At 60.1% G+C, this 21,664-nt stretch carries 18 protein-coding genes and 1 tRNA gene; 9 read left to right on the top strand and 10 right to left on the bottom strand.

Features of this window, described 5'->3' with window-relative positions; translation table 11 throughout:
- Positions 1-169 precede the first annotated feature (169 nt).
- Entirely contained in the window at positions 170-1,633 is a 1,464-nt protein-coding gene (locus ACFC5L_RS17650; protein ID WP_375204012.1) for a pyridoxal phosphate-dependent decarboxylase family protein, read from the top strand.
- Here the strand turns inward: ACFC5L_RS17650 and rimK are convergent.
- The 4 genes from rimK to ACFC5L_RS17670 all read right to left on the bottom strand — a co-directional run bounded on the left by rimK (position 1,630) and on the right by ACFC5L_RS17670 (position 5,335).
- A complete protein-coding gene (gene rimK, locus ACFC5L_RS17655) occupies positions 1,630-2,535 on the bottom strand; it encodes a 30S ribosomal protein S6--L-glutamate ligase (protein ID WP_375204013.1) in 906 nt (301 codons plus the stop codon). The genes ACFC5L_RS17650 and rimK overlap by 4 nt on opposite strands.
- Positions 2,536-2,547: 12 nt before the next feature.
- Positions 2,548-3,036: an ATP-dependent zinc protease family protein gene (locus tag ACFC5L_RS17660; RefSeq protein ID WP_375204014.1), complete on the bottom strand. Its 489-nt coding sequence runs from the start codon at positions 3,034-3,036 to the stop codon at positions 2,548-2,550.
- A 1-nt stretch (position 3,037) separates the two neighbouring features.
- Complete coding sequence (locus ACFC5L_RS17665; RefSeq protein WP_375204077.1) at positions 3,038-4,153, bottom strand: CaiB/BaiF CoA transferase family protein; 1,116 nt, start codon at positions 4,151-4,153, stop codon at positions 3,038-3,040.
- A 93-nt stretch (positions 4,154-4,246) separates the two neighbouring features.
- Positions 4,247-5,335 (bottom strand): PAS domain-containing protein, encoded by a 1,089-nt coding sequence (locus ACFC5L_RS17670; protein ID WP_375204015.1) that lies wholly within the window; start codon positions 5,333-5,335, stop codon positions 4,247-4,249.
- A gap of 309 nt (positions 5,336-5,644) precedes the next feature.
- Between ACFC5L_RS17670 and ACFC5L_RS17675 the strand changes: the two genes are divergently transcribed.
- Positions 5,645-6,853 carry a pyridoxal phosphate-dependent aminotransferase gene (locus tag ACFC5L_RS17675; protein WP_375204016.1) on the top strand — a complete coding sequence of 403 codons (1,209 nt, stop codon included), beginning with the start codon at positions 5,645-5,647 and terminating at the stop codon, positions 6,851-6,853.
- A gap of 124 nt (positions 6,854-6,977) precedes the next feature.
- On the top strand, positions 6,978-7,448 hold the full coding sequence (locus ACFC5L_RS17680) for a Dps family protein (RefSeq protein WP_375204017.1): 471 nt from the start codon (positions 6,978-6,980) through the stop codon (positions 7,446-7,448).
- Between the two features lie 110 nt (positions 7,449-7,558).
- Here ACFC5L_RS17680 and ACFC5L_RS17685 read toward each other — a convergent pair whose 3' ends face one another.
- Together ACFC5L_RS17685 and ACFC5L_RS17690 are read right to left on the bottom strand one after the other, a co-directional pair.
- On the bottom strand, positions 7,559-8,392 hold the full coding sequence (locus tag ACFC5L_RS17685; protein ID WP_375204018.1) for a S1 family peptidase: 834 nt from the start codon (positions 8,390-8,392) through the stop codon (positions 7,559-7,561).
- Between the two features lie 320 nt (positions 8,393-8,712).
- Positions 8,713-8,788, bottom strand: a tRNA-Thr gene (locus ACFC5L_RS17690).
- Between the two features lie 78 nt (positions 8,789-8,866).
- Here ACFC5L_RS17690 and ACFC5L_RS17695 point away from each other — a divergent pair.
- Positions 8,867-9,301, top strand: a complete 435-nt coding sequence (locus tag ACFC5L_RS17695; protein WP_375204019.1) for a c-type cytochrome — start codon at positions 8,867-8,869, stop codon at positions 9,299-9,301.
- Between the two features lie 151 nt (positions 9,302-9,452).
- On the opposite strand, the gene ACFC5L_RS17700 is transcribed toward ACFC5L_RS17695, so the two are convergent.
- Both ACFC5L_RS17700 and egtB read right to left on the bottom strand, forming a co-directional pair.
- Entirely contained in the window at positions 9,453-10,283 is an 831-nt protein-coding gene (locus ACFC5L_RS17700) for a class II aldolase/adducin family protein (RefSeq protein ID WP_375204020.1), read from the bottom strand.
- 71 nt (positions 10,284-10,354) lie between these two features.
- Positions 10,355-11,641 (bottom strand): ergothioneine biosynthesis protein EgtB, encoded by a 1,287-nt coding sequence (egtB, locus tag ACFC5L_RS17705; protein WP_375204021.1) that lies wholly within the window; start codon positions 11,639-11,641, stop codon positions 10,355-10,357.
- 87 nt (positions 11,642-11,728) lie between these two features.
- Here egtB and ACFC5L_RS17710 point away from each other — a divergent pair, with 87 nt between their 5' ends.
- Together ACFC5L_RS17710 and ACFC5L_RS17715 are read left to right on the top strand one after the other, a co-directional pair.
- Positions 11,729-12,517 (top strand): NAD kinase, encoded by a 789-nt coding sequence (locus ACFC5L_RS17710; RefSeq protein ID WP_375204022.1) that lies wholly within the window; start codon positions 11,729-11,731, stop codon positions 12,515-12,517.
- A 171-nt stretch (positions 12,518-12,688) separates the two neighbouring features.
- Positions 12,689-14,764, top strand: coding sequence for an EAL domain-containing protein (locus tag ACFC5L_RS17715; protein WP_375204023.1), 2,076 nt, complete (start codon positions 12,689-12,691; stop codon positions 14,762-14,764).
- Between the two features lie 38 nt (positions 14,765-14,802).
- On the opposite strand, the gene ACFC5L_RS17720 is transcribed toward ACFC5L_RS17715, so the two are convergent.
- Positions 14,803-16,194 (bottom strand): carotenoid oxygenase family protein, encoded by a 1,392-nt coding sequence (locus tag ACFC5L_RS17720; protein WP_375204024.1) that lies wholly within the window; start codon positions 16,192-16,194, stop codon positions 14,803-14,805.
- A gap of 93 nt (positions 16,195-16,287) precedes the next feature.
- Positions 16,288-17,559 carry a response regulator gene (locus ACFC5L_RS17725; RefSeq protein ID WP_375204025.1) on the bottom strand — a complete coding sequence of 424 codons (1,272 nt, stop codon included), beginning with the start codon at positions 17,557-17,559 and terminating at the stop codon, positions 16,288-16,290.
- 187 nt (positions 17,560-17,746) lie between these two features.
- Between ACFC5L_RS17725 and radA the strand changes: the two genes are divergently transcribed.
- The 3 genes from radA (at position 17,747) to purF (ending at position 21,477) form a co-directional block, all read left to right on the top strand.
- Positions 17,747-19,105, top strand: a complete 1,359-nt coding sequence (gene radA, locus ACFC5L_RS17730) for a DNA repair protein RadA (RefSeq protein ID WP_375204026.1) — start codon at positions 17,747-17,749, stop codon at positions 19,103-19,105.
- A gap of 102 nt (positions 19,106-19,207) precedes the next feature.
- On the top strand, positions 19,208-19,909 hold the full coding sequence (locus ACFC5L_RS17735; RefSeq protein ID WP_375204027.1) for a CvpA family protein: 702 nt from the start codon (positions 19,208-19,210) through the stop codon (positions 19,907-19,909).
- A complete protein-coding gene (gene purF / locus ACFC5L_RS17740) occupies positions 19,906-21,477 on the top strand; it encodes an amidophosphoribosyltransferase (protein WP_375204028.1) in 1,572 nt (523 codons plus the stop codon). The genes ACFC5L_RS17735 and purF overlap by 4 nt, the downstream gene beginning before the upstream one ends.
- Positions 21,478-21,664: the final 187 nt, after the last annotated feature.

Below are 21,664 nucleotides of genomic sequence, written 5' to 3' on the forward strand. Positions count from 1 at the left end.
GCCTGAGACAGCAAGACCGAACCCGTTGAAAAGACTTGATTTCACCCTTCCGGGTGATGACTTCGCCCGATCTTACGAGCGCTGATCGCCGCTCGCGGGTTTTCGCTTTGGCGCGCCGCCGCTATGACCGGACGATCCAGAATCAAAAACTTCTGCCGGAGAACGACGGGTGACCAGGGACATTTCACAACACACACTCGATCCCGATGACTGGGACGAGACGCGGGCGCTGGGTCACCGGATGCTTGACGACATGTTCGATTATCTCATGAGCCTGCGCGAACGGCCGGCCTGGGTCTCGCCGCCGCCGCAATCTCGTGCGGCGCTCGATGCGCCGACGCCTATGGAAGGCGCGCAGCTGGAGGATGTGTACCAAAGTTTCAAGGAGCACATCCTGCCCTATCCCACCGGCAATCAGCATCCCGGCTTTTTCGGCTGGGTCATGGGCAACGGCACGCCGACCGGCATGCTCGCCGACATGCTGGCGTCCGGCATGAACCCGCATCTCGCGGGCTATGACCAGTCCGCGCCCATGGTCGAAAAACAGGTGATCTCGTGGTTCGCCGACTTGCTGGGTTTTCCGCCGGAAAGTTCAGGGCTTCTCGTCTCGGGCGGCACCATGGCGAATCTCAATGCACTCGCCGTTGCGCGCTGTGAGCGCGCCGGATTCGACATCCGCCGCGAGGGCCTTTCCGGCGCGCCGCAACTCACCGTCTATGGCGGCGCCGAAACCCATAACTGGATCGTCAAGGCGTGCGAGCTAACGGGACTGGGGTCAAAGGCGTTTCGCAAAGTCCCGTGCGGCGACGATTACGCCATCGATGTAAAAGCCTGCCGCGACATGATCCGAAGTGACATCGAAGCGGGCTGCAAACCTTTTTGCCTTATCGCCACGGTCGGAACGGTGAATACCGGCGCCTCTGACGACGTTGCGGCGTTGCGCGCCCTCGCCGATGAATTCGGTCTGTGGCTGCATGTGGACGGCGCCTTCGGCGCGTTAGCCGCGCTCGCGCCGGAAGCGCGGCGACAGGTTGAAGCCCAGTCCCTGGCCGACTCCATCGCCTTCGATCTTCATAAATGGGGGTATCAACCTTACGAAATCGGTTGCGTGATTATTCGCGACGACGCCGCGCATAAAGGCGCGTTCGCGCAAAACGCCACCTATATATCCTCGATGGAACGGGGCCTTGCTGTCGACTCCACCTATTTTGCTGACCGGGGGTTGCAGCTTTCCCGCGGATTTCGCGCGCTCAAGGCGTGGATGCTGATGAAAGAAACCGGCGCCGACAAACTTGGCGCGCTCATTCAGCAAAATGTCGATCTCGCACACTATCTTGCAAAGCGTGTCGACGATGAAAACAACCTGGAGATCATGGCGCCCGCGCCGCTGAACATTGTCTGCTTTCGCTATGTGGCGCCGTCTACGGATGAAGCGGCGCTCGACGCGCTCAATCGGGATATTCTCTATCGCATTCAGGAGAGCGGTGAAGCGCTGCCTTCACACACCATGATCAAGGGCCGGTTTTGCCTGCGCGCCTGCGTCGCCAATCACCGCACGCGCAAGGAAGACATCGATAAACTCATAGAGCTTGCCTTGCGCTTCGGGCGGGAAATTGCAGGCGACCGCGCCTAACCCTTGCCGCGGGTTTTGGTTTTGCCCGGCTTGGCGTTCTTTTCGATCCAGTCGATCAACTGGTCAGCGACGTCGATTCCCGTCGCCTTCTCCATGCCTTCAAGCCCCGGAGACGAATTCACTTCCATCACCACCGGCCCGTGATTGGAGCGCAGCATGTCGACGCCGCAGAAATTGAGCCCCATGGCCTTGGCGGCGGCCACCGCCGTCGTGCGCTCTTGCGGCGTGATTTTGACTTTCTCAGCCGTGCCGCCGCGGTGAATGTTAGAGCGGAAATCCCCTTCCTTGCCCTTGCGTTTCATGGTGGCGACGACTTTCTCACCCAAAACGATGCAGCGAATATCCTCGCCGCCAGCTTCCTTGATGAATTCCTGCACGAGGATGTTGGTGTTGGCGCCGCCAAAGGCCTGAATAATCGACTCAGCGGCTTTCTGCGTTTCACCGAGAACGACGCCGATCCCTTGCGTCCCCTCCAGCAGCTTGATGATCACGGGCGCGCCCCCAATCATGTCGAGGATTTCGTCCGCCCGGCTGGTCCGGTGGGCGAACACCGTCACCGGCAGGCCGACGCCTTTACGGGCCAGCAATTGCAGCGAGCGCAGTTTGTCGCGCGAGCGGGAGATGGCGACGGATTCATTCACCGGATAAACGCCCATCATCTCAAGCTGGCGCAAAACGGCTGTGCCGTAAAACGTCACCGAGGCGCCGATGCGCGGGATGACAGCATCGAAATAAGGCAACTCCTCGCCGCGATAGCGCACGGTCGGACGAAGCGAGGTGATGTTGATGTAACAGCGCAGGTGATCGACAACATCTATATCGTGACCGCGGGCTTCAGCAGCCTCGACGATCCGCTTGTGAGAATAGAGCTCCGCGTTGCGGCACATCAGTGCAAGTTTCATGGTGAGTATCCTCTATTCTTTGTCTTCGGAATCATTGGGACCCAAAAGGTAGGACGCGCCAGGGTCGATGAGAAATTTCCGGCGCAACGCGTCGCGCCCGATCAGGAGGCGGAACCCCATGGCGTCGCGATTGGTCAAAGTCAAATCGATTTTCCAAGTCCTGCCGTTAAGACGCAAACGCGTTTCGATGACATATCGTTCCTCCTCCTGCCCGTTGGAGGATCGGATCACCCGGCGGCCGGCGATGGGCGCGCGGCAGAAAACTTCAGGTTTTTTGCGCCGTTGCAGCGGATGGAGGTAAAATTCGACGTGATCGACGCCATCGAGCACAACTTCCCGGATGCGGAAGGCATGGATGGCGGAAGATTTTGCGCCCGTATCGATCTTGGCATTGACGCCCGTGACGTCGAAATCCGGCAGCGCGGCCCATTCGCGCCAGCCGATGAGCGGTCTTTCCCTTTTCTTTTTTGTAGTCTTCTTCTTTTTGACGGCCTCGCTCACGCTATAGCACTCCCGCCTCGCGCCAGGACGCGATCATGCGGTCATCGACGCCAATCTCGGCGAGGATTTCTTCCGCATGCTGGCCGGGCGCCGGAATGGGGCGCGGATCGGCAGGTTCGGCGCCGTCAAAGCGCGGCGCGGCCGCGGCCTGCAACACGCCGTTAACATCACGCAGAATATTTCGGGCCTTCATATGCGGATGCGCCGCCGCCTCAGACGGGGCCAGCACCGGCGCGAAACAGACATCGGTCCCTTCAAACTGCGCGCTCCAGTCCTCGCGGGACTTTGTCTTGAAGATTTCCGCGAAGCGATTTTTCAGCGCTGGCCATTTCGACTTGTCATATTGCGCGGCGAACTCTGCGTCCCCGGCGAGCCCGAGCTTTTCAACAAGCTCTGCGTAAAATTTTGGCTCCAGTGGGCCAATCGAGATCCAGCCGCCGCATTTGCATTGATAGGCGCCGTAAAAATGCGCGCCGTCGAGCATGCTCTGTCCGCGGTCATCGGGCATGCCGCCGACAGCCCGCACCGAATAAAGAAGGTTCATCATATGCGCCGCGCCGTCGACAATCGCGGCGTCGACGACCGTTCCCTCTCCGCTCTCCCGCGCGCGCATCACGCCGGCGAGAATGCCGATGGCGAGATAAAGGGCTCCGCCGCCCACATCGCCAACAAGGGTTGGCGGCGGAACCGGCGCCGCGCCTTCAGCGCCCGCATACCAAGCCGCGCCGGAAAGCGACGCATAATTGATGTCATGCCCGGCGGCGGCGCTGAACGGTCCCGTCTGGCCCCAGCCGGTCAATCGTCCGTAAACCAATTTTTTATTGCGCGCACGCGCCTCGTCAGGGCCGAGACCGAGGCGCTCCATGACGCCCGGACGCAGGCCTTCGATCAGGGCGTCGGAATTAGCGATAATATCGAGGGCGATCTTTTTCGCGTCCTCATTTTTAAGATCCAGCGCAATTGACCGCTTGCCGCGCTTATAGATGGCGGCGGCGCCGGCATCCGCCCCGCCCTTGCGCTCGATCAGGATGACGTCGGCGCCGAGATCAGCGAGCAGCATGCCGCAGAACGGTCCCGGCCCAAGCCCTTCGAATTCAACAATCCTGACGCCTTCCAGCACGCCCGCCCTCAATCCTTTACCTGCGCGCCGTGTGCGCGCCCTGCGGCGTTAATGGGCAAGATCGCGGGATGAGGCAAGAAAGAAGGGCCGTTATTCAGCTGCGTGGATATGATGGCGGCGGGCGGCCGTTTCCTTCAGGCGCCCGCCGGTGAAGACAAAACCTTCAACCCCCGGCACATAAAGCATGTTGGTGAGACGGCCGGAGAACGCCACATACTCACCGCCCTCGCCCGAACGCATGCAGACATGCGGCAGCGCCATACCCTCGCCCAGTTGCGAGAGCGACTTCTCGCCCACCGCCCTGAACATGGGCATGTCGTCGGGATGGACCATCTCCTTGGTCCGGCGGCCGCGCAGCGTATAGGCCGGCGTCCCGAAGGCTTTTTCCGCAGACGGGCTGGCGTAAACAACGCGGCCTTCGGGAGAAAAGATCAGCGTCACGTCGAGTGACGATTCCACCAGCGCGCGGAACCGCTGTTCGGCCGTATGCGCCGTGTCGACCTTGCGCCGGAGCGCCGTCAGCAGTTTTTCGTTCTTCGTATGCAACAGGATCGAGCGGTCGATCATGCGTTGCGTCACAAGCGCAAGATAGGCGGTCGCCACACCGTAAAGAACAACAACGCCGGCGATCGCGAGCCCGTTTGCGCTTGACGTATAAGCGTAGGTTGCGGCCAGCGGCGCCAGCGCCGGGATGTTGAAAGCGAGCACCGCGCGCCAGGACGCGCCGGCGGAGACAATCGCCGCCGCCGTCATACCGGCGATCACGAAAGGAAGGAATGCGTGATCAATAACGCCATGCACGGCGAAGATCGGCGCGAGGGCACCCCAGGCCATGCCGTTCAACGCCATGAAGAGCACATGGAGTTTTGCAAAATTCGACAGATGCCGCGCGCCGACGCCGCCCATGCGATAGCGCAGCCATAACCCCGCGCGCAAAAGCGCGATGGCGATAACAACGCTCACCCATGAAAACAGAACCTGATGGTCCACGGCGCGCCAGGCGACGACCATGGTGATGAGCGCGTTTAAAGAACTGGCGATCACGGCGGTCGGCGCGCCGCGGAACAAAAGCGCCGCTCTTTCAACCTTGATCTTTACCGCCTCAACCTGCGTCAGCCCTTTGAGCCGGGCCTTGCGGCTGGGAACTTGCGAAATGGCGGTCTGGAGCTCCGCAATCATAAAGCTCTCCCTCGTTCCCCGCTCACACCTATGAAATCACATTCGCGGCCCGGCTCAAACCAAAAGTTGCGGCCGGGCGGCCTTTCGCCGCTTTTCCCCAGAATGGTGAAATTCTCCTGACTATGAAGGCGTTACCGGGCGCAGCCGCTTTGCCGGCTGAAAAAGGCGCCAAAGCTATCCTTAAGTTTAGCCATGCTATGGCCGCGGCAATTGGCGTGCGGAACGCGCCTAAAAATCATTGGTTGCGGCGCAACAAGGGGCTAAACAGCCCCCGCATCCGCCTTGGAATCAACCCCCTTGGAATTCGTTATGACCAGCTTTCAGTCATCGACCGCGCTACAGCGCATCAAACCTTCCCCGACCCTCGCCGCCACCCAAATGGCGCGCGACCTCAAGGCGCAGGGCCGCGATATTATTTCTCTCGGCGCAGGCGAGCCTGATTTCGACACGCCGGACTTCGTCAAGGAAGCGGCGATCAAGGCGATCCGCGACGGCAAAACGAAATACACGAATGTGGACGGCATTCCGGAACTGAAAGAGGCGATCGTCGCCAAATTCAAACGCGACAACGAGCTTGATTACGAGATCGGCCAGATCAATGTGGCGCCGGGCGGCAAGGCGGTGCTTTATAATGCGCTGGTCGCGACGCTGAACCCCGGCGACGAAGTGATCATCCCGGCGCCTTACTGGGTATCCTATCCGGACATGACGCTGCTCGCAGGCGGCGAACCGGTGGTCGTCCCGACGACACAGGAAAACAAGTTCAAACTAACGCCCGAAGATCTTGAACGCGCCATCACGCCAAAGACGAAATGGTTCATCTTCAACTCGCCGTCAAACCCCACCGGCGCGGCTTACACCCGTGATGAAGTCAAAGCGCTCACCGATGTCCTCATGCGCCACCCTCATGTGTGGATCATGTCCGACGATATGTATGAGCACATCGTCTATGACGATTTTGAGTTTACAACGCCGGCGCAAATCGAACCCGGCCTTTATGAGCGGACGCTGACGATCAACGGCGTTTCGAAATCCTACGCCATGACCGGCTGGCGCCTCGGCTATGCCGGCGGGCCGCAACCGTTGATCAAGGCGATGGCGAAAGTGATGTCGCAATCGACCTCGAACCCCTGCTCCATCACCCAATATGCCAGCGTCGCGGCGCTGAATGGCGACCAGTCGTTCCTGATCGAGCGCAACAACGCCTTCAAGGCGCGCCGCGACCTTGTCGTCGACATGCTGAACGACGCCGAGGGCCTTTCCTGCGCCAAACCCGAGGGCGCGTTTTATGTCTATCCGTCCTGCGCGGGCGCGATCGGCAAGACGACGCCGGACGGCGCGAAAATCGCCAGTGATGAGGACTTCACCACCGAGCTTATCAAGGCTGAAGGCGTTTCCGCCGTGTTCGGGGCGGCCTTTGGCCTTGCCCCGTTCTTCCGGGTCTCCTACGCCGCCTCTATCGACGATATGCGCGAGGCTTGCACCCGGATTCAGCGTTTTTGCGCCGGGCTGAAATAAGGCTCAGCCGCCTTTCAGTTCCATCGATTATTCCGAACAATCATTTTGATATTATCAATTTGATTGTTCGAAGGCTCCTTCCTATTTCTTGCGTGAAGCAACAAAGCAAAAAGGAGAGGACCTTATGAAAGTTGATATCGGCATCGAAGAAAATGCGCGCAATTCCGTCGCTGAGGCTTTGAATGCGACCCTCGCCGACACCTATTCGCTCTATATGAAAACTCACGCCTATCACTGGAACGTGACCGGGCCGCAGTTTCAAACCCTGCATGTCATGTTTGAAGAGCAGTACCGCGAAATGTGGGAAGCGCTCGATGAAATTGCAGAGCGCGTGCGCGCCCTTGGCGTTTTCGCGCCCACATCAGGCAAGCAGTTTGCGGAGCTTTCAGCGATCGATAATGCGGACACTTCGCCGCCCAAGGCGGCTGAGATGATTGAACGTCTCCTGTCCGATCATGAAACGCTCATCAAGCGCGCGCGCAACGGTTTGGAAACAGCCGAAGAAGCAGGCGACGCAGCGAGCGCCGACTTGTTGACCGTGCGCATCCAGACCCATGAGAAAACAGCGTGGATGCTGCGCTCGCTTACTCAGTAAATTACACAACAAAATCGGCGCAGCCTTCCCTCTCTCCATAAAACTGCGCTGAAAAAAACCCCGCTGCGCAAGCCGCAGCGGGGTTCGTTTTTAAAAGCTCAGTTCAATGCTTATTCGTCGCCATATTCCGCGAGGACGCCGTCGAGGAAGTCCTGCGCATCGGGAATATCGGTGCGGTAGTTGAAGTCATTGCCGACGCAGTTGCCGTTCTTCGCCCAGCCGAAGGACGTGACCGCCACGACAAGATTGGTGTTCTTGTAGAAGGTCGGGCCGCCGCTATCGCCGTAGCAAGTGCCGCCGCCGATGCCGGGGTTGTTGGAGAACTTTGCGCTGGCGTTGCCGCCGCCGCTCAGATAGCTGTTCACTTCGAGAAGACGAATCTCGCCTTTGTAGCGCTCATAGTCATTCATCGCCGTCGGAGGAAGCGTGCCTTGCTGGCCATAACCGACCGCTCTGAAGGACTGCTTGTCTTTGCCTTTGAGGTTGGCGAGGAAGTCGATCGGCGGAATTTCACCGAAGCCGTTCGACGGATAATAAGGTTCCGCGAGAATCACGACGCCAATATCATAGGTGTTCGGAAACTGCGCATAGTCGGCCCATTGCGGGTGTGCGATCACCGTTTCGGTCGCGATCCATTCAGCGTCGAACCAGTCTTGCAGCGACGCGTAATCGCCGATGCCCGACAGCGCGTCTTCTTCAAAACGCACATAGGTCAGGTCGTTAGTGTTGCCGGCCTCAGACACGCAGTGGCCCGCCGTCAACATGACGCGCGGCGCAATCATCGTCCCCGTACAACTGAAAAAGCCGACGCCATTCTGCACGAACAAGAGCGTGCCCACATTGGGGTTTTCGCCGCCGTCAGGCTGGCCCCAGGTCACCGCGTTCGCGGACGTCGACATAAAGGCGCATGCGAGTGCAGCGGCGCCGATTAGCTTCTTAAGCATAGTGCTCCCTCTTCCCGAAATTTAGGGTAAATCCGCAGCGGACGCTGTGGATGACGCCGACTGCGAAACGCTTGAATAGCGAATCGCAAAAGCGCTGTAGGAAAGCTATAAGGCGGAATTTTTTGTGTAAAGATAAGCGGATAGGTCGAGTTCTTATGGTTTAGCAAGAGCTTGCGCGGCGCACGCCGAGACAGAGACAAAGCGCCACCGCGTTGACATTTAATCGCGATCCGCCGGAAAGCTGACCAAAAAGCAATCTTGCGGCGCGTCACCAAAAGAACCGCGCAACGTCCGTGGCCTAGCAGCAAAAACGAGAGAGGTGGTGCCCCCAGTCCGACTCGAACGAACGACCTACTGATTACAAATCAGTTGCTCTACCAGCTGAGCTATAGGGGCATTGGCCGCACCGATAACGGATTGGACGCCGTCTGACTAGAGGGTATAGAGCCCTGTTTTCATTCGCCGGGGTCCTTCATGAAATACGCCGCCGCTCTCGCCATTTTCGCCGCCTTCACGCTTGCCGCCTGCGGCGGGCAAAGCGAAAGCACGGGCGGCTCCGCCAGCCCTTCTGCGCCATCGGCCGCCGCCCCTGCGCCGCAGACGACGCCGGAGGAACGAGGGCGCCGGCTGTTTAACGAATGCGCGGTCTGCCACACGGCGAAAGAAGGCGAACCGAATCGCGTCGGCCCCAATCTCTTCGGGATTGTCGACCGCGCCGCCGGCCAGGCCGAAGGCTTCGCCTATTCAAAGGCGCTGACCGAAAGCGACATCGTCTGGACCGAGGGAAATATCGACGCGTTTATCGAGAACCCGCAAATGTTCCTGCGCGGCAACCGCATGGCCTATGTCGGCCAGCGCGACGCGGAAAAGCGCGCCGACATTATCGCCTATCTGAAGACGCTGAAATAGGTCGGCCTAACAAGCCTGACCACGTCTTGTCATCCCGGCCACCGCGAAGCGGAGAGCCGGGATCTCCTCATGCTGAATAATGAGCTCCCGGATAAACGCTTTCAGCGTTTTCCGGGATGACACAACGGCTCCAAGCAATCAAAGTCGAATGCTAAACATCATATCCCGGATTCAACCTGTTCAGCCTGCGGAGCAATCCGGGCCAGGCGAGATTGTCGCCGAGACCGGGCACAAAGGCCGGCGCGCCCTGCTGCATCACCTTGGCGCTCATTTCCGGGCCTTCCTCGCGCGGCGGTTTCGTATCCGATTGCGCAAGGATCTGCGCCTTGCAGGCCTGCTCCAGAAAATACATGCGTAAAAACGCCGTGGCGCAGTTGGCGCCGACGGTCAGCGTGCCGTGATTGCGTAAAATCACAAAGTGATGGACGCCCATATCGGCGACAAGACGCTCGCGCTCGTCATGGTCCAGCGCGATCCCCTCATAGTCATGATAAGCGATGTCGTCATGCACCACCATGGCGAATTGAGTATAGCGCTTGAGGCCATCCTGCTGCGCCGAGACCGCAACCCCGTATGGCGAATGAATATGCAGCACCGCATGGGCGTCGTCGCGCGCCATATGCACCGCGGAATGTATCGTAAAGCCCGCCGGGTTTGAAAAATACGGCGTATCGGCGACGACCTGGCCGTCCACATCGACCTTGACCAGCGCCGAGGCGGTCATTTCGTCAAACAGGACGCCATAGGGATTGATGAGAAAACGCGCCTTGCCGTCCTCATCCGGGCAGCGCACGGAGAAATGCGTGAAGATGAGATCGGTCCAGCCATAGATCGAAGCCAGACGATAGGTCGCCGCAAGATCGCAGCGCAGCTTCCATTCCTCATCGCTCACCTTGCCCTTGAGCGTCGGCAGGCTCAACGGATCGGGAATGTCAAAACCAGGCGCCTTGTCGATCCCCGTGGCTTTCATCTGCGCAGTCATGACCGCTCCTCCTGAAGTTTTTTGGTGGGAGCAATCATATGGGAACAGGGCGCGCAGCGCCATGATTGAGATCAGTTAATATCGCGGGCGAGACGGAAGCCCGAATATTGCCAGCGCGCATCGGGCGGGAAGAAATTGCGGTAGGAAACGCGCAAATGCCCGGCCGGCGAGGCGCAGGACCCGCCCTTCAGCACCATCTGGCCCGACATGAACTTGCCGTTGTATTCGCCCACCGCCCCATCGGCGACGGCAAAGCCGGGATAGGGAAGATAAGCGCTCGCCGTCCATTCCCAGACATCGCCGAACAGCTGCAACAGCTCATCGCCTTCAGGCTGCGGCGCCGGCGCCGGCGCGCGCGGGGCGCCGCCTTCCATGAACCGCCCTTGGGTCGGAAACAGCGATGCCGCCGCCTCCCATTCGACTTCCGTCGGCAGGCGCGCGCCGGCCCAGCTTGCATAGGCCGCGGCCTCGAAATGGCTCACATGGCAAACCGGCGCATGCGGATCAATTTCGCGTTCGCCGAACAGCGAATAGTGCAGCCAGCGCCCATCGGCCTTGCGCCAATAAAGCGGCGCGCGCCACTCTTCGGCCTGCACCCTGTCCCAGCCGTCGGAAAGCCAGTGATCGGGCGTTTCGTAACCGCCGTCTTCCATGAAGGCGATAAATTCCGCATTCGTGACCGGCCGGTTCGCAAGCTCGAAGGGATGAAGATAAATCTTGTGGCGCGGGCCTTCATTATCGAAAGCGAAGCCTTCGCCGTTCCAGCCGATATCGCACAGACCGCCTTCCATTCGCCGCCAGCGCATCGCCGGCGCCGCATTGTGCGCAGGAGCGCCCGCATCTTCATAAATGACGGGCTTGGTCGGATTGAACGACATGGCGTGGTGCAAATCCGTGACCAGCAATTCCTGATGCTGTTCTTCATGCGCAAAACCGAGTTCAAGGAAACTCACGACACCGGCCAGCGTTTGCGCGTCCGCCTTTTCGATAAATCTCGTCAACGCCTCGTTCACATGGCTGCGATAGGCGTAAACCATGTCGAGCGACGGCCGGGAGACGAGCCCGCGGATATCTCGCGGATGCCGCTCGCCGACGCCGTTATAGTAGGAGTTAAAGAGATAGCCGAAATCAGGGTGAAACTGTTCGTATTCCGCCGCATGAGGCGCAAGGATGAAGGTTTCGAAAAACCAGCTTGTATGCGCGAGATTCCATTTGGCCGGGCTCGCCGCCTCCATGGACTGCAAAAGGCAGTCTTCGGGCGTGAGCGGCGCCGCCAAAGTCTCGCTATCTTTCCTGACGCGGCGGAATCTTTCGAGTATAGTGGCGCGATCGAGACCAGCGGGAATATCCAGAGGCATTGGCTTCCATGACGTTTGACGGCAGACAACAGGCGCAACCCATCATAACCCGAAAGCCCCCCTGTAACGCAAATGGGGGGAATACAAATGCCTGAGGGCGCGCTGACCGCAGCAAAGGTGAAAATGTATTTCATCGGCCTGGACCGGCCGACGGCGCAGGAAACGCTTGCGGAGCTGAAAGACCGCTACGGCAATCACAGCGTCGAAGATTGCGATGTCATCGTGCCGGTGGGCGGCGACGGTTACATGCTCGACGTCCTGCGTGCGCATATGGACACGGGCAAACCTTTTTACGGCATCAATCGCGGCACCGTCGGTTTCATGATGAATGACGCCCGGCTTGAGGAATTGCCGGAACGGATCGCCGACGCAGAGCCGACGGTGATTCACCCCCTCGTCATGAAAGCGACGACCATGGAGGGGAAAACCGTCACGGCGACGGCGATCAATGAAGTGTCCCTCTTCCGCGAGACCCGGCAGTCCGCGCGCATCCGCATTTCCGTCAACGGCAAGGTGCGGATGGAAAGCCTCACCTGCGACGGCGTACTCCTGTCGACGCCGGCGGGCTCCACGGCCTACAATCTTTCAGCCCATGGGCCGATCCTGCCGATCTCGGCCCAGATGCTCGCCCTCACCCCGATCAGCGCCTTCCGACCGCGGCGCTGGCGCGGGGCGCTCCTGCCCCGGGACGCGTCGGTGACCTTTGAGACCCTCGAAAGCGACAAGCGTCCGGTCTCGGCCGTGGCCGACAATCAGGAAGTGCGCGACGTGATCCAGGTGGAGGCGTGGGAGAATCGAGATATCTCCATGACCCTGCTGTTCGACCGCGGCCAGTCGCTGGAGGAGCGCGTTCTCCGCGAACAGTTCGACTATTAAGCTTTTTCCAGACCGGTTAATCAGCGGTTTACCTTCGGCCCTGAATCGACGCAGTGTGCCGCCGAATACTTCCGGTTTCTGTTCAGCGAGAATTAACCCGCGCCACGGATTATGGACGGAATGTTAACCGGGGAGTCGCAGCCATTTCGGCTGGCGGAAGGGCTTTAAGGGATGGGCGCTCAGGCAGTTCGGCTTTCCAATGTCGACATCGACAACGCGTTGAAGAACAAGGACTTCGAAGTCCTGTTTCAACCGGTGTTTGATCTTGGCAACGGCGCCCTCGCCCGGGTTGAGACCTTTGTGCGCTGGCGTCACCCAAAGCTCGGCCTGTTGCCGCCGGGCGCATTCATTTCGTTTTTCGAATCGCAAGGCCGGATGAGTGAACTCACCCGCTATGTGCTGGCGAGCTCGCTGAAATCCTATATGGACTGGCGCGGCCCGTGGCCGCCAGGACTGTCGGTCAATCTGGCGCTCTCGGATTTGAGCGACGAGGCGTTCACCTCGCATTTCACCAAGCTTTTGCGCGACAACGATTTCCCCGCCGATCTCGTGACGCTCGAATGCCCGATGCCGCCTGTGGATATGTCCATCGAGGCGGCGCAGGGGCATTTCCAGCGGCTCTCGGAAACCGGCGCGCGCCTCGCCATTGAAGTGCGTGGGCGCGCCAATGAGCTGTTGCGGTCGCTCGACCCCTTTCCTTTTGACGAAATCAAAACCGGCGGCTCCGCGATCCTGCGCTTTGCGCGCACGGTGCGCGGCCCCGGCCTTTCTGCTATCGCCGATCTTCTTGACGTCGCCAACAACGCCAACGCCGCCATCACGGCCGTGGGCGTTGAGGATCAGGCGTCGCTTGCGGCGCTGCGCGGTCTCGGCTTCACCGCCGCGCAGGGCAATCATCTCGCCAAGGTTGGCGCGCTCAAGGATTTCCGTCCCCACCGCATCAACGAAGTGCGCGGCCTTCTGGACCTCGAACCGTTGAGCCAGGAAAATCTCACGGCCCTCTTCCGCACCGAAGCGCCAGCGGCGCAGGCGGCGGAAACTGAATCTGCAAAGGCGGCGGACAGCGAGCCTGCGGAAGACGCCCTGATCGAAAGATTGAACGAGCGCGTCGCCCAGTACGACACGCCTTCACAGGCTACCTCCCCGGCGGAGCCTGAAAGCGAAGCCGCACCGGCGCAAACCGCAGAAGACGCCAAGAAAGCAAAAGCGCGCGAGAAAGCGAAAGCGCTCGCCATGGCCAAGCGCGCAAAGGCGCGCGCCGCACGCAAGACCGCTGCGATAGAACGGGCGAAAGCGAAAGCCGCCGGCCGGCCCGCGGACGAGACAACAAACGTGCCCGCCGACAGCTCAGCGCCGCGCGACATGCAGGACATGTTAACCCGCGCCTTTACGCCCGAAGAAAAATCCGAAGCCACGGCGCCAGCTGCAAGCGCCCCCCGGCAAGAACCCAAACCGCCCAAGCCTGCGCCGGAAGCGGCGCCTGATGATGCTGGGTCTGTTGACGCTGCGCCCGCCGATGACGCCGCCGAAACAGGAACGCCCGTCTTCATCTCGCGTGATGAGCTTGCGCCGGCCGCAAAAGACAACGCGCAACCTCCGGCCGCTGAAAAATCCGTGAAAAAAGACGAAGCCGCAAAGCCGTCCATTATCGAGCGCGCCATGGCTCAGGAAAATCGGGCCCAGGAAAGCCGTGCCCAACAACAGACCGCAGCGCAGCAACCCGCCGCACGGGCCGCCGCATCGGGCGGAGCGGTCTCGCTCGCCGTCGGCGCCTCAGGCGCCTATTTCCAGCCGGGCATTCGCGTCGGCGCGCCGGCATTGTTTGGCGAACCCGACACACCGATCGAACCGAGCGGGCTCAGCCTGCCGCAACCGCCAGCAGCCCCGGCCGCTCCCAGAGCCCCGGCCGCGCCAGCCGAAAGGCCGCAAGCCAACACGCAGCAAGCCAAGGCGTCGGAAGTCAGGGCGCCCCAAACCAAAACGCCGGAATCGCCGCCGTCAGCACCGGTCCGCGACCCCCAGCCCGCCATCGAGGCGCCGCTTTTTGCAGATCCCACCAAGAAAACCGTGCTTGGCGATCTTCACAGCGACGCACCCGACACCACCGCGCCGGTTCGCCGCCGCAAGCCCTTCCTCAAGCGCACGGTTGTGCCGATCTCAAGGCACTTCTGGCCGAAAAGCTGGAGACGCGCCTGGAAGCGCCGCGCGGCCGCCCGCGCAGTGGAACAACCGCAAGCGGCGGAATAATCCGGCGGCCGGTTGTCATCCTTCAGGCGCAGCAATCTTTATTGAGCGCCTTGCGCCCATATTCCATGAAATCCCGCAGGCACGCGGCAAGGCAGCGTCACACGCGCAACCGGCGGCGCTGAAAAATTTCGCGCATCAATCACATGCGCTTCCGACTTTCCATCCATGTCAGTGGTGAAAGTGACGAGCCAACCGTCGTCTTCTTCAATGGCGCCAGTGCGTGATGCGAACGCAGGTTCCGATCCGTAAACGCCTTTCGGAAAATCATGACGTTCGCTCTGACCGGTTTGCAGATCGTATTTCAATAGCGCGGAGAAGCGCTGTTCGATGCAGTCATCGAAAATGACGTGGTAGGAATAACGCGTCTTGCGTCCCGCATAGGCGTTATTCACAACCGGAAACTCCGACAGCGCGTCGTCGATCTGTTCCTCGCGCCCCTCGCCGGTTTTCATGTTCATGCGCCAGAGAAATGGCTGCGCGCGCAAGGCGAGCACATCAGCCATCGCCGCATAGGGCCCGTATTTCGGATCGGGCTTCAACCCGTTCGGAACCATCTTGCAGGCGGCCATGACAACCTCGTCACCGTCCTCCCAGCTATTGATGACGTGATAGACATAGCAGGTCGGAAACTCGAACCATTTCACGTCTCCGCCCTTTCGCGGGACAACGCCGAAACGCGTCGGCTGATCGGCGACATGGATCTGCCACAAGCGGTTGCGGATCGCCTGTTCGGAAAAGATGACCGGCAGGTCATGCAGGATGACATAGTTTTCTGTCATCCCCATATCGTGCGGCAGGCGCGGCCCCGGCAGACCGATTTCCTGAAACTGCGTCAGCGCGCCTTCGCGCGACACGGTCCCCGTCCACATTTTCGGCTCGTAAAGCGCATAGTCGAAAAAGACGAGTTCGCCGGTTTGAGGATCGGTCTTTGAATGGGCGGAAATATTGCGCGGCAGCTTGCCGCCAAAATTTTCGGCGCCGATGGTTTCAAGCGTTTCCATATCCACCGCCACCGGCTGACCGGAGATATACCAGAGCGCGAGCAGCTTTCCGTTATGGACGATGACATCGGTATTGGCGGTGTCGCGGTAATTGACCTTGCGGCCCGCCGCCTCGCGCGACGGCTCGAATATCCCGCCAAGCGGCGACGCGCCATTCAGCTTCAAATCTTCCGTTTGAACATAGCGGTTGCGATAGCGGGCGCGCCCGTTCTCAAACCAGATCCCGTGGATCATGCCGTCGCCGTCGAACCAGTGATGCATGCCTTTGGGCGGTTCGGCGGGGTTCGGCCCGTTGCGGAAATAGGCGCCATGAAGCTCGCGCGGGATTTCGCCAATCACCGGCAGATCATCGGCGCTCACTTCTTCCCTCACCGGCGCATAGAGGCCATGGAGGTAAGGATTTACATCATTCAGGTTCATCTCGCACATACAGAAGCTGCTTCATGCGAGATTACTGCTTGTGGTTGATGTGCGCCAGCACGTTATGCAGATCAGCTTGCAGCCCACATTTTGAGTTCAGGCTTACGCCGCTTCCCGTTGCTTTTTCTTGACCAGAAACGTCTCAAGCGTTTCGTAGAGAGCGTCGATGATCACCGGTTTCGGCAAGACGGCGTTCATGCCCGCCTCTTTATAGCGCACCAGATATTCCCGAGTGACCGACGTGGTCATGGCGATGATCGGCACGCTTGAACAGGGCTCGCCGCATTGCCGGATTTCACGCGTCGCGGCGATTCCATCCATCACCGGCATTTGAATATCCATGAACACCAAATCGCATTTACCGGCTTTGATGATGTCAACGGCTTCGCTTCCGTTCGCCGCCATCAGCACATTATGCACTTCTCCCTGATCGAGCAGTTCTTTCATGATCAGCAGATTGATCTTGTCGTCATCCACCACGAGAATCGTCGTGTTCTCCAGACGTCCCCGCATGCGGTCCACCGGTTTTACATCGGCGGGCTCCATGTCCGCCGCGGGCGCCTCGGCCAGCGTAACCGGGACCTTCAGTTTAAACACAACTCCGCTGCCATAGGCGCTTTTCACCGTCAGCGAGCCGCCCATTTTCTGAACCAGCATCCGCGCCAGCATCAACGCAAGACGGCGGCCGTCGGTGTTCATCATTTCCGCATTGACGTCGTATTTGTCAGGACGGAAGTAAGCCTCCGTCATATATTGATCCATGCCCCGGCTGCTGTCCTTGATGACCGCTTCCAGATAGCCGTGTTTTTGCGCGCCCGTATGGGCGAGATCGAAAGCAACGCTCACCGCGCCTGTCTCCGTCTGTTTAAGGCACTGCGCGATGACCGTTGAAAGACATTGAATGTAACGGGTCTGGTCCATGTCGAAATACCAGTGAGACAATTTCCGGACATCGAAGCGCAACGACAGCCCTTTCGCCGCCGCCCGCTTGGTGAAACGGCGCTCAAGCGTTTTTAACGTCCGCCGGAAATTGATCCTGGCCGGTTCAATCGCAAGCCGGTCCGCCTGCAGATCGAGGATGTCCAGAATATCCATCAAGGCGCCGCGAAGATTGTAGGAGCCCTCGTTCAGGACGCCGACCAGTTCTTCCTGCTTTTTGGTGAGACCGGCTCTCTGGAAATCGAGCGCCTGCAAAGCGCCGACAATCTGGTTCAGCGGGGCCCGCAACTGCTGCGCCGAGGCCGAGAGGAAGGCGTTGTTCGTCGCGGCTGCGGCGCCCAGCTCCTGTTTATGCGCTCTGCGGCCAAGGAGCCACATGACAGCGGCCCCGGCGAAAAATGATAGAAGAGCAAGCCCGGTTGCAAAGACCGTCACAAAATCCTCCGGCGTTGTCCTCCCCCGCCAGTGAGGCTACTACTTATGGTTGCATCACTTAAATCCAGAACCGCTCCCAAATAATGAAAAATTATCCGCAGTTTTTAGCTATCCCGGCGCGCGCCTTTTCGGGCGCGGCGCCGGACGGCTGATTGTTTTCTCGCCCGGCGTGATCCATTAACCCTGAATGGCCAAACACTCCGACACTTATGTCTGCCAGTCCTGCGGCGCGGTTTATGGAAAATGGGCCGGGCGCTGTGAGGCGTGCGGGGAATGGAACACCATCGAACTGGAGGCGTCCGAAGCGGGGCCCCCAGGAAGTTTGAGCGGCGGGACCAAGTCGAAAGCCAACAAGCTCGATTTCACGACCCTTTCAGGCTCCACAAAAGAAGCGCCAAGGCTCCTCACGGGCAATAACGAATTCGACCGCGCCTGCGGCGGCGGGCTGGTGCCCGGCTCCGCGATCCTCATCGGCGGCGAGCCCGGGGTCGGCAAATCGACCCTTCTGCTGCAGATCGCCTCGGGCCTTTCCAAGGGCGGCGCGTCGGTCGCCTATATCTCCGGCGAGGAAGCGCCGGCGCAGATCCGCCTGCGCGCCAAACGGCTCGGCGTTGAACAATCGCCGGTCCATCTCGCCTCCGCGACGTCCCTGCGCGACATCCTCGCCACCTTGAAAGCGGAAAAACCGGACGCGGTCATTATCGACTCGATTCAAACGCTATGGTCGGACGCCCTGCCCGCCGCGCCTGGCACGGTCACCCAGGTGCGCGCCTGCGCTCAGGAGCTTGTGCGCTTCGCCAAATCCTCCGGCTGCATTCTGATCCTCGTCGGTCATGTGACCAAGGACGGACAGATCGCCGGCCCCCGCGTCGTTGAGCATATGGTCGACGCGGTGATGTATTTCGAAAGCGAACAGGGCCGCGATTTCCGCATCCTGCGCGCCGTCAAAAACCGTTTCGGCGCCGCGCATGAAATCGGCGTTTTCGAAATGGCGGGCGACGGCCTGCGCGAAGTGGCGAACCCGTCCGAACTTTTCCTCACCGGCGGCGACGCGGCCGTCTCGGGCGCCGCCGTCTTTGCGGGGATCGAGGGAACGCGTCCCGTGCTGGTTGAAATTCAGGCGCTCGTCTCGCCTTCGTCGCTGGCCTCGCCGCGCCGAGCGGTCGTCGGCTGGGACGGGGCGCGGCTTTCCATGCTCCTCGCCGTTCTCGACGCCCGCGCCGGGCTCGATTTCGGCCGCAATGACGTCTTCCTCAATGTCGCCGGGGGGCTCAGGATCGCGGAGCCCGCCGCCGATCTCGCCGCCGCCGCGGCCCTTTGTTCGTCGCTCTTTGATTCGCCTTTGCCCCGCGATCGCGTGGTTTTCGGCGAAGTTGCGCTGTCGGGCGCGGTCCGGCCGGTCAACCAGACCGAAGCCCGCCTTAAAGAAGCCAAAAAGCTGGGCTTTTCAGGCGCCCTCGCCCCGGCCGGGGCCCAAAGCGGGACAATAAAGGTCGCTGAGGCGGAAACGCTTGCCGATTTGGTGCGCTGGGCGCGCAATCCGTGAGCGTGAATGGTTGAGAAAAATCCCCAGCGCCGCTATGGAATTGGCCGGGGGCTGTATGCGACTCGCCCTACAGTTTCGGGGCGACGATAGGCGGGTTCGGTAATGTTTGATCTCCTGTTTTTAGTGGTCGTTGGCGTGTCCACCGCCTTCGCCGTGTTGCGTGGCGGCTTGCGTGAATTGTCGACATTGCTCGCGCTCGCCATCGCCGGCGGAATCACTCTCCTCCTGATTGAGCCCGTTCTCGCCTTAACCGGTCAGGCGGGCAGTTTTTTTGGCACCGCCCTGATCGCCGGCCTCCTGATCGGTGTTTTCTTTCTGGCGGCCCATATCGGCCTTCATATCGGCCTCAAGCGCTTTCCCCTCGAAGGCCGCGCCAAGACCATTGACCGCGTCGGCGGCGGCGTTTTCGGATTCTTTCGCGGTCTTGTCCTCATTGGCCTCGGCTATCTCGGCTATTCCTACTATCTCGACGAAGCCAAGCAGCCCGAGGAAGTCAAAACCGCCATCACTCGCCCCGTCGCGGCCGGCATGGCGCACTGGTTCGAAAGCTTCACGCCGGAAACCGCCGACCTTGACGCGCCGACAGCGCCTTCCCAAATCGACCCTGAGGATGACGCCGCTGTTTCCGGCTATGACCGCAGCGACCGCAACAGCCTCAATGAAATCGTCACCACGGTGACGACGACAGACCCCGCCATCGCGGACAGCGCGCCCGGCGCCGAAAATGCAGACGCGACGGACAACGGGACGGCCGAAGAAGACGATCCCATCGCTGACATTCTGAACGAGGACACACCGGAATGACCACGCCATTTGAGGAAACAGGCGACGCTGCCATGACTTTTACCGAACGCGCCGCCAGATTCCTCAAAAAGGACGGCGCGGCCTTCAAGGCCCACACCCGGGAGCTTGAAGCGCTTGTCGGCAAGCCCAAGCTGATTGAAGAATGCGGCGTCTTTGGCGTTATCGGCACAAGCGACGCCGCGGCCCTGACGGCGCTCGGCCTCCACGCCCTCCAGCATCGCGGTCAGGAAGCCGCCGGGATCGCCAGCTATGACGGCAAGCATTTTCATACCGAACGGTTTATGGGCCTCGTCTCCGACAATTTCTCGGACGCGGAAACGCTTCATTCCCTCGCAGGCGACGCCGCCATCGGCCATACGCGCTACTCGACGCAAGGCGACACGGTGCTGCGCAATGTGCAGCCGCTTTACGCCGATCTCGACCAGACCGGCATCGCCATCGCCCATAACGGCAATCTCACCAACTCGAAAACGCTCCGCGCCGACCTTGTCCGGCGCGGTTGCATTTTTCAGTCGACCTCGGATTCTGAAATCTTCCTGCAACTGACGGCGCGCTCGCAATATCTCTCCGTCGTCGACAAGCTGATCGAGTCCTTAAAACAGATCGAAGGCGCCTATGCGCTGACCGTGCTGACGCCGGAAGGCCTCATTGGCGCGCGCGATCCGGTCGGCATCCGCCCGCTCATTCTCGGCGACCTTGACGGCGCGCCGATCCTCGCCTCGGAAACGTGCGCGCTTGACATTATCGGCGCGAAATTCGTGCGCGACATCAATCCCGGCGAAGTCGTCATCTGCAAGGCGGACGGCGCGATCGAAAGCCGTCAGGTCTTTCCGAAAAAAGATCACGCCCGACCCTGCATCTTCGAGCTCATTTATTTCGCCAAGCCGAACTCTGTCGTCGACGGGCAAAGCGTTTATGAATTGCGCAAGCGCCTCGGCGAACGTCTCGCCAAGGAAGCGCCCTGCGAAGCCGATCTCGTTTCGCCAATCCCTGACTCTGGCGTGCCCGCCGCCATCGGCTATTCGCAAAAGACCGGCCTTCCCTATGAGATGGCGCTGATCCGGAGCCATCATATCGGCCGCACCTTTATCGAGCCGGAGCAGAAAATTCGCGAAGCGGGCGTGGCGCGCAAACATTCGCCGAATCGCGCCCTGATCGAAGGCAAACGCGTCGTCCTGATTGACGATTCCGTGGTGCGCGGCACGACCTCTCGCAAGATTGCGCAGATGTTGCGACATGCAGGCGCGAAAGAAGTGCATATGCGCATCGCCTGCCCGCCGATCATTCACCCGGATTTTTACGGCATCAACACGCCGTCCTATGAAGAACTGATTTCCGTCGGCCGCACGGTCGAGGAAATCCGTGAGATGATCGGCGTCGACAGTCTCGCTTTCCTGTCGCTCGAAGGGCTCTATAAGGCGTTCCGCAAAGGCAAGCGCGACGAAAGCTCGCCCGCTTTCACCGATCACTGTTTCACCGGCGATTACCCGACCAAGCTCACCGACCGCGACGCCGAAGCCCGCAACGCCATGGTGACCCAGCTGTCGTTCCTGGCTGAGACGAGCTGACGGCGTAACCTCTTGCTTGAAAAATACTGCGCATTCACGCCATCAGACTTTTCTAAAGAATTCAGATGGTTATGAGATGTCAGGTTCATGCACGACAATAACTGCACTATAAATTACGCTTTATTTTGCACGTCATAGACCCTTACAATAATGAAGAACGAAAATAACTAATTTCTAGTGTAATAAG

The sequence above is a fragment of the Hyphococcus sp. genome, from assembly GCF_041986965.1.
Classification (GTDB): domain Bacteria; phylum Pseudomonadota; class Alphaproteobacteria; order Caulobacterales; family Parvularculaceae; genus Hyphococcus.

What these genes read in the sequence shown, in the direction of transcription:
- ACFC5L_RS17675 (WP_375204016.1), top strand. Translation starts at nt 5,645, where the DNA reads ATGACCAGCTTTCAGTCATCGACCGCGCTACAGCGCATCAAACCTTCC.
- ACFC5L_RS17670 (WP_375204015.1), bottom strand. Translation starts at nt 5,335, where the DNA reads ATGATTGCGGAGCTCCAGACCGCCATTTCGCAAGTTCCCAGCCGCAAG.
- ACFC5L_RS17710 (WP_375204022.1), top strand. Translation starts at nt 11,729, where the DNA reads ATGCCTGAGGGCGCGCTGACCGCAGCAAAGGTGAAAATGTATTTCATC.
- ACFC5L_RS17700 (WP_375204020.1), bottom strand. Translation starts at nt 10,283, where the DNA reads ATGACTGCGCAGATGAAAGCCACGGGGATCGACAAGGCGCCTGGTTTT.
- ACFC5L_RS17715 (WP_375204023.1), top strand. Translation starts at nt 12,689, where the DNA reads ATGGGCGCTCAGGCAGTTCGGCTTTCCAATGTCGACATCGACAACGCG.
- ACFC5L_RS17680 (WP_375204017.1), top strand. Translation starts at nt 6,978, where the DNA reads ATGAAAGTTGATATCGGCATCGAAGAAAATGCGCGCAATTCCGTCGCT.
- purF (WP_375204028.1), top strand. Translation starts at nt 19,906, where the DNA reads ATGACCACGCCATTTGAGGAAACAGGCGACGCTGCCATGACTTTTACC.
- egtB (WP_375204021.1), bottom strand. Translation starts at nt 11,641, where the DNA reads ATGCCTCTGGATATTCCCGCTGGTCTCGATCGCGCCACTATACTCGAA.
- ACFC5L_RS17720 (WP_375204024.1), bottom strand. Translation starts at nt 16,194, where the DNA reads ATGTGCGAGATGAACCTGAATGATGTAAATCCTTACCTCCATGGCCTC.
- ACFC5L_RS17695 (WP_375204019.1), top strand. Translation starts at nt 8,867, where the DNA reads ATGAAATACGCCGCCGCTCTCGCCATTTTCGCCGCCTTCACGCTTGCC.
- ACFC5L_RS17685 (WP_375204018.1), bottom strand. Translation starts at nt 8,392, where the DNA reads ATGCTTAAGAAGCTAATCGGCGCCGCTGCACTCGCATGCGCCTTTATG.
- ACFC5L_RS17735 (WP_375204027.1), top strand. Translation starts at nt 19,208, where the DNA reads ATGTTTGATCTCCTGTTTTTAGTGGTCGTTGGCGTGTCCACCGCCTTC.
- rimK (WP_375204013.1), bottom strand. Translation starts at nt 2,535, where the DNA reads ATGAAACTTGCACTGATGTGCCGCAACGCGGAGCTCTATTCTCACAAG.
- radA (WP_375204026.1), top strand. Translation starts at nt 17,747, where the DNA reads ATGGCCAAACACTCCGACACTTATGTCTGCCAGTCCTGCGGCGCGGTT.